The following is a 7,066-nucleotide window of genomic DNA, read 5'->3' on the forward strand; positions in this document are numbered from 1 at the left end:
TCATGAGAGAAATCAAGCTTGCCGATGATATTTACTGGGTCGGCGTGAACGACAGGACCACCGACCTGTTTGAAGGATTGTGGCCCATTGATAATACGGGAATATCCTACAATTCATATGCCATCAAGGATGAAAAGAATGTTCTGATCGATCTCGCGAAGGCATTCAAGACGGACGATTTCCTGAATCAGATAGCCGGAATCTTCCCTCCCTCCGCGATAGATTACATAGTGCTCAATCACATGGAGCCGGACCATACCGGCGTCATACGGACCCTGAGAATGCTCGCGCCGAAAGCGGAGATCCTCTGCGCTCCCAAGGCCGTGCAGATGCTTTCCGATTATTACGGCATCAAGGAGGGCATCCGGCAGGTAGGGGACGGCGAAACCCTCGATATCGGCTCGCGAAAGCTGTCGTTTCACCATGTTCCCTTCGTGCACTGGCCGGAAACGATGGTGACGTACGATCCTAAAACGAAGGTGCTGTTTTCATGCGACGCCTTCGGGGGATACGGCGCGCTGCAGGGATCGTTGTTTGACGACGAGTGCCTGAATCTCGATTACTATGAAAAGGAATCGCTGCGCTATTACGCCAATATCGTGGCGAAGTTCGCGACGCCCGTGAAGAACGCCATCAAAAAGCTCGGGGGCCTGGAAGTCGGCTGTATCGCGCCGTCCCACGGTCTCGTGTGGCGTAAATCCCCGTCAAGAATAATCGAGCTCTACTCCAGGTGGGCCGATTACAGCGCGACCGGCGGAGAGAAGGGGGTCACGCTCCTGTACGGGACCATGTACGGGAACACGGAGGTCATGATGAACGCGGTCGCGGAAGGCATCGCGGCGGCGGGCATAACCCCCGAGATATTCGACGTCGCCCGGACGCACACCTCCTACATGCTTCCCGCGCTGCTCGCGAACAGGGGCGTTGTCGTCGGCGCACCCACCTATGAGGCCTCGCTCTTTCCATACATGACCACCGTTCTGGAGAAGGCCGCGCTGAAGAGCATCAAGAATAAAAAGGCGGTGTATTTCGGGAGCTATGGATGGAGCAAGGGGGCATTGAAAAAGACGCTGGAAATAACGGAGCCGCTGACGTGGGAATTCCTGGAAACCCTTGAGTTTGCCGGGGCGGCGGACGCCGATACGATCGCCCGGGGGTATGAGCTGGGCAGGCGGATCGCCGGGGCCGTTATGTAAAAAAGCGCCGTATAGGGGGGGGCAATGGAACTTACCAAACCGACCGTGACGCTCCTGGCGATCACGCCGAACGCGGAGAAGCTCATCGAGGAGGCGGGCCGCACCTGCTACCTGTCCCTCGACCGCATCGCCGAGGGGAGCGAGAAGAGCTTCATCCGCAACTGCATCAGGCGCGGCCACCATTCCATCCTGGAGCACGCTGCGGCGTCGTTTCGCATCACCGGCGCCTCCCGCTCCTTCACCCACCAGCTGGTGCGGCACCGCCTGGCCAGCTTTTCCCAGCAGTCCCAGCGCTACGTGGACGAGGCAGGCTTCAATTACGTGATCCCGGACTCGATCCTGGCCGACGCGGAGGCCGCCGGCATATTCAGGGACTTCATGGCCCGCGCGGAAGAGACCTACCGGCTTCTCAGGGACAGGGGGATACGGAAGGAAGACGCGCGCTTCGTCCTCCCCAACGCGTCGGAGAGCCAGATCGTGTTCTCCGCAAATTTCAGGGAGCTGCGCACCATACTCGCACTCCGCCTCGACCGGAGCGCCCAGTGGGAGATCCGGCGGGTCTGCGCTGCTATGCTGAAGGCCCTTCAGAAGGAAGCCCCGGCGGTGTTCGGAGATTTTGTCATTGATGAAGAGACGATGACGGCGCGGTCGGAGCTCGCCTGAATAGTGCCGGCCTCAGATTTTCACAACGTACTTCAGAAGCAGCGTGAACAACGCCATAAGCACGGTCATGACGAGGGGAAGGGACCAGACCGACCACTTGAGGGTTTCGAATTTTGAATCAATGGCCTCGAAACGGGGGCTTAATTCGTCCATCAGCTCTTTCTTGAATTCACGCCTGAATAGATCCAGCTTTTTGGTGAGCAGGTTTTCGAACCGGAGCTCGCTGATCTCGATTATCTCGTCCTTGATGGATTTATACTCATCAAAGGAGGGTGTTTTGACCGCTGTTTTTGGCATTCTTTTCCCCATGACAATAGAATAGTGCTGATTGAGGGGCCGGTCAAGAATAATTCATCCATGTGAAAATTATCCCGCCGCTCCCCAAAGGGAACAACAAACGGCACGGGGCAATAATGAAAAAAATTTCTGAAAAATGATGTTTGAAACGGAAAACGCGGCGCTATTTCAGCGCCACGTTCATCTCGAGCTGGCCCATGGGGCTGTAGAGATTGATTCCCAGGGTGGTCTGCTTGATGAGGGTGATGGTGAAGTCTTTTCCCTCCACAACGGTGGGCGTCGTCATGTTGATGCTCTTGCCGGTGGTCGCAAAGAGGTTCATGGCGTTTCCGGTGATCATGTTCGCCATCTCGCCCATGACGTCCTTGTATTCCTGCTTCATCTGCTGTTCGTTAAGACCCGGCACCAGGGTTTCAGCGATTTTGTATGCCATGTTGTAGCCCATGCTGTAGACCACTTCGCCGGTGACCCCGCCGGTGATGCCGATAAGGATGGCCACATCCAGTGAAGGTATGGGACTCTCCTTGATGACGAGCTTGCCCCTCCGCAGGTCCACGTTGAGTATCGACTTGAACACGGCGCTGGCCGCCTCAAGGAAAGGATTGACGAATTCGGCGTTTATGTTGGCCATATATGGAATGATCCTCTTTTCTTGCTGTTCCTGGTACAGGTAACACATCGCTGATTATATATCAATCAGTTTTTAAATTTTTTATAATTTTTGCTCCTTCATAGAGCTTCTGCATAAGGTTTCCCGTGATCATCCGGATGCTTTCCTGCTCCAGGTTGCCCGCAATGGCAGCCTGTTCCTTGTCGGGAGCATCGTCCTTTTTGAGGTCTCTCTGGACCGGGGTGTAGATATAGAGCCCGGCGTCGGTGGTTATGATACGGGACGTCTTGTTCTGGCCCACTTCCATGAAATCCTCGAGGAATATCTTGGAGTTGTTCAGGGCGCTGACGGGCTGGCCCTTGTCGTCGGTAAGGCGCTCCCCGGCCTTGAATACCCTGGAAACGGTAACGGCGCCCTTCAGGACGGCCTGGGCCTCGTCAAAGGAGCCGCCCTTGAGGGCAATGGCGTTGACGCGTTCAATGATGTCTTTTTTAATCTTGCCGAGCTTTGCGGTCTCAAGCTTCTTTTTGATGCGCTCCCTGTCCGTTTTCGGGTCCTTCACTTCATTCTTGTTCTTTTCCATCTCGGCGGATATGTCCGCATCGGTCACGGCCGTATCGGCGCCATGCATCTTCTGCATGTCCATGGAGCTCAAGAAGGAGTATTTTATCTGGATCTTCGAGTTTGCGGCCTGGTACTCCGCCTTGACCTCGGAAGAGGGAACGGCTACGCCCATGCGGAGGAACTGGATATAGCGCTCCCGCAAAAGGTCCTTGCGGATCGTCTTCTGGAGGTCGTTGAAGCTGATGTTGATCCGCTCCAGGAAGTAATTAAGGCGCTCGGCGTTGAGGGTCCCCGCGCCGGGGTCTTTCAGGCCCGGGATGTTCAGGATGTAGTTCTTGACCGCTTCGTCGGTGACGTAGAAGCCTGTTTTTCGCGCGTCCTGGAGAAGGAGGACGTCGTTGATGTAGTATGACAGGACCATGGCGTCCATTTTCCTGTCGCCGCGCATTTCGCCGAACCGGCTGTCCCGGTACCGGAGAAAGTCGATACGGTCTACCTTTTCGCCGTTGACGATGGCCACGACGGTCTGGTCGAGGCCCATCCGCGAGATGAAATCGGGCATGCCGAAGGATATGATGATGATCAGGACAAAGAATCCCGTGACGGCATAGCTTACGATTTTTACTATCGGTGATTTTGAATCGAACATGACTCTTTCCTTTATAAATTAACGTATATGCGGACTCCGCCGAAAACCGCAGCGACTACCCATCCCGTTACAACAAGGGGCCGCCGGACCCGCGATGTGTTGATTCCCCCGCCCGCGGAGTGTCCAGGTCCCGAAATCCGGCCTATTGCAACCGCTCCGGGCCCTATTAATGATTAATCGCCTGCTTTTTTGTCAATGAGATTATTCCGACGGAGGCTCCGCTTCGTCGACCAGCATCACGGGGATGCCGTCTTTGACCGGGTAGCGCCGGCCGCATTCTGTACAGATGATCTTTTCGTCTTTCGTGTTATATTCGATGTCGCCCCGGCAGGCGGGGCAGGCAAGGATCTCAAGGAGCTTGGTGTCGATCATAGGGGACCTCGTTTCGTATTGTAGCACGGTTATGGAGGGGGAAAGGATTTACGTCAATAAAAAAACCGTTTCTGTTGACTTGTCTACCCGGTAGCGTGCCTCGACTGCGCTCGGCAACCGTATCTTTACCGCGCCAGAATGGTCATGTGGACTTTGCTGCGAAGCCTGATGTTCCAGGTTTTCGGGGCGCTTAGATTATCCGCCGCTATGTAGTAAATGTTCGATGCGGGCCACATTGATTGGTAGACCATCGCATCGCCGACTTCATACAGGTAGGGCCCGTTCTGGGAGTTTCCTCTTGGGTCGACATATTTGTAATTAAAGAGATTGATGGATCCAGCCTGATAAGAGATGGAGGTAAGAGGGGATGTGCTTGAAAACCAGTTTCCCTTGTTATACATATATCCAGGCAAAAGTGTCGTATCTGTTTTATCGGAGAGAAGAACAGCGACGCCCCATTTCTTCAGAATGGTGGCGAAGGAATCGCTTGAGCCATTCTGCTGGAGTGCGTATTCAATGGCGGTGTAATCGACCTTTGTATTATGGACGATGTCATAGAGGAATTTTACCCCGCCGTAATTACGGGCCAGGTAGGCCCCCAGGGCATAGTTTATGGAATAGCTCAGGATGGCGCTAGAACCGGAGTACCAGGTTGTGACTGATATGTCATTATACAGATTGTACAGTGGAAGCCTTCCTTCCGTATTGCCGGAAGATCCTTCTGTAGCTACATTCCAATCAACGCCCCGCGGTCCGTTGACCTGTAATTTGTAGGCAATCATGTCTTCGGCTGCCATGGAGCACATCTCGTCAATCCAGGTTTCCGTTCCGGTGCCGTTGGTCTGGATAACCGCCTTCTGGTAAAAGTGGATCATGTGCTGAAGCTCGTGGGCCACAGCGGAGATTATTTCATTGGTGCCGTTGGTAATAGCCGGAACTCTATTGTCATAGATATAGGCGTCCATGTAGAACATGATCCGCTCATTGGAATAGCTGATGGAGGATTTTTTGAAATTATCCTTGGCCCAGAAATAGCCGAGAACATTGCCGCTGGAGGTGTCATTATCTATGTCATAGAGGAGTATGGTTATTTCATCATTGGGGGTAATAAGAACATCCTTTGCGTCTGTGGCCACGCTGCTCCATCCTGATCCACTGAGATTGGAGTTACCGTATTCGGCGCCAAAAATGCCGGTGACCCAATCGTATATATCATTATTAGTATTGGTCGTTGAATCGGTAAGACTTTCGTTTCTAAGAAATTTTATAGCTAGTTTTTCTACTTCTAGATCGTCAATAAAACTGTTACAATTATTTGCGACCCAGATATTCAATTTTTTATTCCCATTATTTGTCGTGACTGTGGGATTAGATACATACCTGCAGATGGCGCTTACAGTGTTGCCATACTCATCAATAATGAATGTACCTGTATTGCCTGCTGTATCATACTTCGGCTCTGTTGAAGGCACGATGCTTAAAAGCATGTTGACGGGATTGACTTTATTCAAATAGGCATAGGGGTTCCGGTTGAATGCGCTTATTTCAGGTTTCCCCTTTACTGCGACGCTTGCCGTGTTAAGGAGTTGTGTCTTATTTGATGTGGCGGTATCAGGGACTATGCTCTGGGTTGCGGTTTGATCGTTGGTGACCGTCGGAAAGGACGTATTGTAGGTAGTGTCGGTGTTGGTGAAGACGAAATAAACATCCTTCGTGCTGCCATTGGGATCAAAGGTGTAGTCAAAGGTTACGTTTTGTCCGCCCGCTTGCTGCGGGATGCTTAAATGATAATATTCGTATCCAACCGTAGGTTTTGAATAAGTATTGCTTATCGGGTCAATTGGGATGAAAGAATAATAATCACTGAGCTGCCAAAGAGTTAATAGCTCATCTGCCGAATAGCCGGATTTCTTGGAAGTACAATTGATTAGAAATGTCATTGAACCAATCAGGGTTAGAGCGACAGGCAGGAAAAGTTTTTTCATAATACGGTTTTATACCCATTATTCCTAAATAATGTCTTTATATAATACTGATTTTATAAAAGGTTAGCAACTAAGAAAATAGTTATCTGTTTGATTAATAAGTGTTATTGGAGTTAAAAAGGAGACAAAAATTTTTTTATATATATGATTTTTTATATGCAATGTAGATTTTTTTAACTCTGACCCCCAAAATTATTACTCGGGTAATTATTACTCTGACCCCAAAATTTTTAGAGTTTGATTTTTTTTAATCATTTTTTGCTCTGACCCCTAAATTGCCACCTAAATTTTTTTAAAAATATCCCCTCCCGTTCGTTAACCAGTTAACAACCCCAGAAACGAGAGGATCATATGGCCAGAAAAACCAGAGAATGCCTGCCCGATACCCACAACCACGCAATTTCGCGGTGCATTGAGAGAAAACCCCTCATGAGACGATCCAGCATGAAAGATCTGATGCATGATGTTCTCAACGAGGCTCTGGAGAAATATCATTTCGAACTGGTCTCTTATTCAATAATGGATAATCATTTCCATTTTTACATAAAAACGCTTAAGGGCGGGGAAACCATCTCCCGTATCATGCAATTCATCAAATCACAATTCGCCCGGCGCTACAACAAGATGATGGATAGAATAGGGCCCTTCTGGAATGAACGGTTTGTCAATATGATCATCGAGCGCACCGCCAATCCTGTCCACTATTTCTGGAATGTATTTCTTTACACGG

General features: G+C 50.8%; 8 protein-coding genes. 3 read left to right on the forward strand and 5 right to left on the reverse strand.

Annotation, left to right across the window (positions count from 1 at the left end; translation table 11 throughout):
* Nucleotides 1–2: 2 nt before the first annotated feature.
* Nucleotides 3–1,196, forward strand: coding sequence for an FprA family A-type flavoprotein (locus KA369_19135; GenBank protein MBP7738099.1), 1,194 nt, complete (start codon nt 3–5; stop codon nt 1,194–1,196).
* A 24-nt stretch (nt 1,197–1,220) separates the two neighbouring features.
* Nucleotides 1,221–1,859 carry an FAD-dependent thymidylate synthase gene (gene thyX, locus KA369_19140; GenBank protein ID MBP7738100.1) on the forward strand — a complete coding sequence of 213 codons (639 nt, stop codon included), beginning with the start codon at nt 1,221–1,223 and terminating at the stop codon, nt 1,857–1,859.
* Between the two features lie 12 nt (nt 1,860–1,871).
* Here the strand turns inward: thyX and KA369_19145 are convergent, their stop codons facing one another.
* The 5 genes from KA369_19145 to KA369_19165 all read right to left on the reverse strand — a co-directional run bounded on the left by KA369_19145 (nt 1,872) and on the right by KA369_19165 (nt 6,336).
* Nucleotides 1,872–2,156, reverse strand: coding sequence for a hypothetical protein (locus KA369_19145; protein ID MBP7738101.1), 285 nt, complete (start codon nt 2,154–2,156; stop codon nt 1,872–1,874).
* Nucleotides 2,157–2,319: 163 nt separating this feature from the next.
* Nucleotides 2,320–2,787: a chemotaxis protein CheX gene (locus KA369_19150; protein MBP7738102.1), complete on the reverse strand. Its 468-nt coding sequence runs from the start codon at nt 2,785–2,787 to the stop codon at nt 2,320–2,322.
* A 61-nt stretch (nt 2,788–2,848) separates the two neighbouring features.
* Nucleotides 2,849–3,979, reverse strand: a complete 1,131-nt coding sequence (locus tag KA369_19155; GenBank protein MBP7738103.1) for a SurA N-terminal domain-containing protein — start codon at nt 3,977–3,979, stop codon at nt 2,849–2,851.
* A 201-nt stretch (nt 3,980–4,180) separates the two neighbouring features.
* Nucleotides 4,181–4,351 (reverse strand): Trm112 family protein, encoded by a 171-nt coding sequence (locus KA369_19160; GenBank protein ID MBP7738104.1) that lies wholly within the window; start codon nt 4,349–4,351, stop codon nt 4,181–4,183.
* A 125-nt stretch (nt 4,352–4,476) separates the two neighbouring features.
* Nucleotides 4,477–6,336, reverse strand: a complete 1,860-nt coding sequence (locus KA369_19165) for a hypothetical protein (GenBank protein MBP7738105.1) — start codon at nt 6,334–6,336, stop codon at nt 4,477–4,479.
* 351 nt (nt 6,337–6,687) lie between these two features.
* Here KA369_19165 and KA369_19170 point away from each other — a divergent pair.
* The coding region (locus tag KA369_19170; protein ID MBP7738106.1) for a transposase at nt 6,688–7,066 on the forward strand (379 nt) is incomplete at its 3' end.

Source organism: Spirochaetota bacterium, from assembly GCA_017999915.1.
GTDB lineage: Bacteria > Spirochaetota > UBA4802 > UBA4802 > UBA5550 > RBG-16-49-21.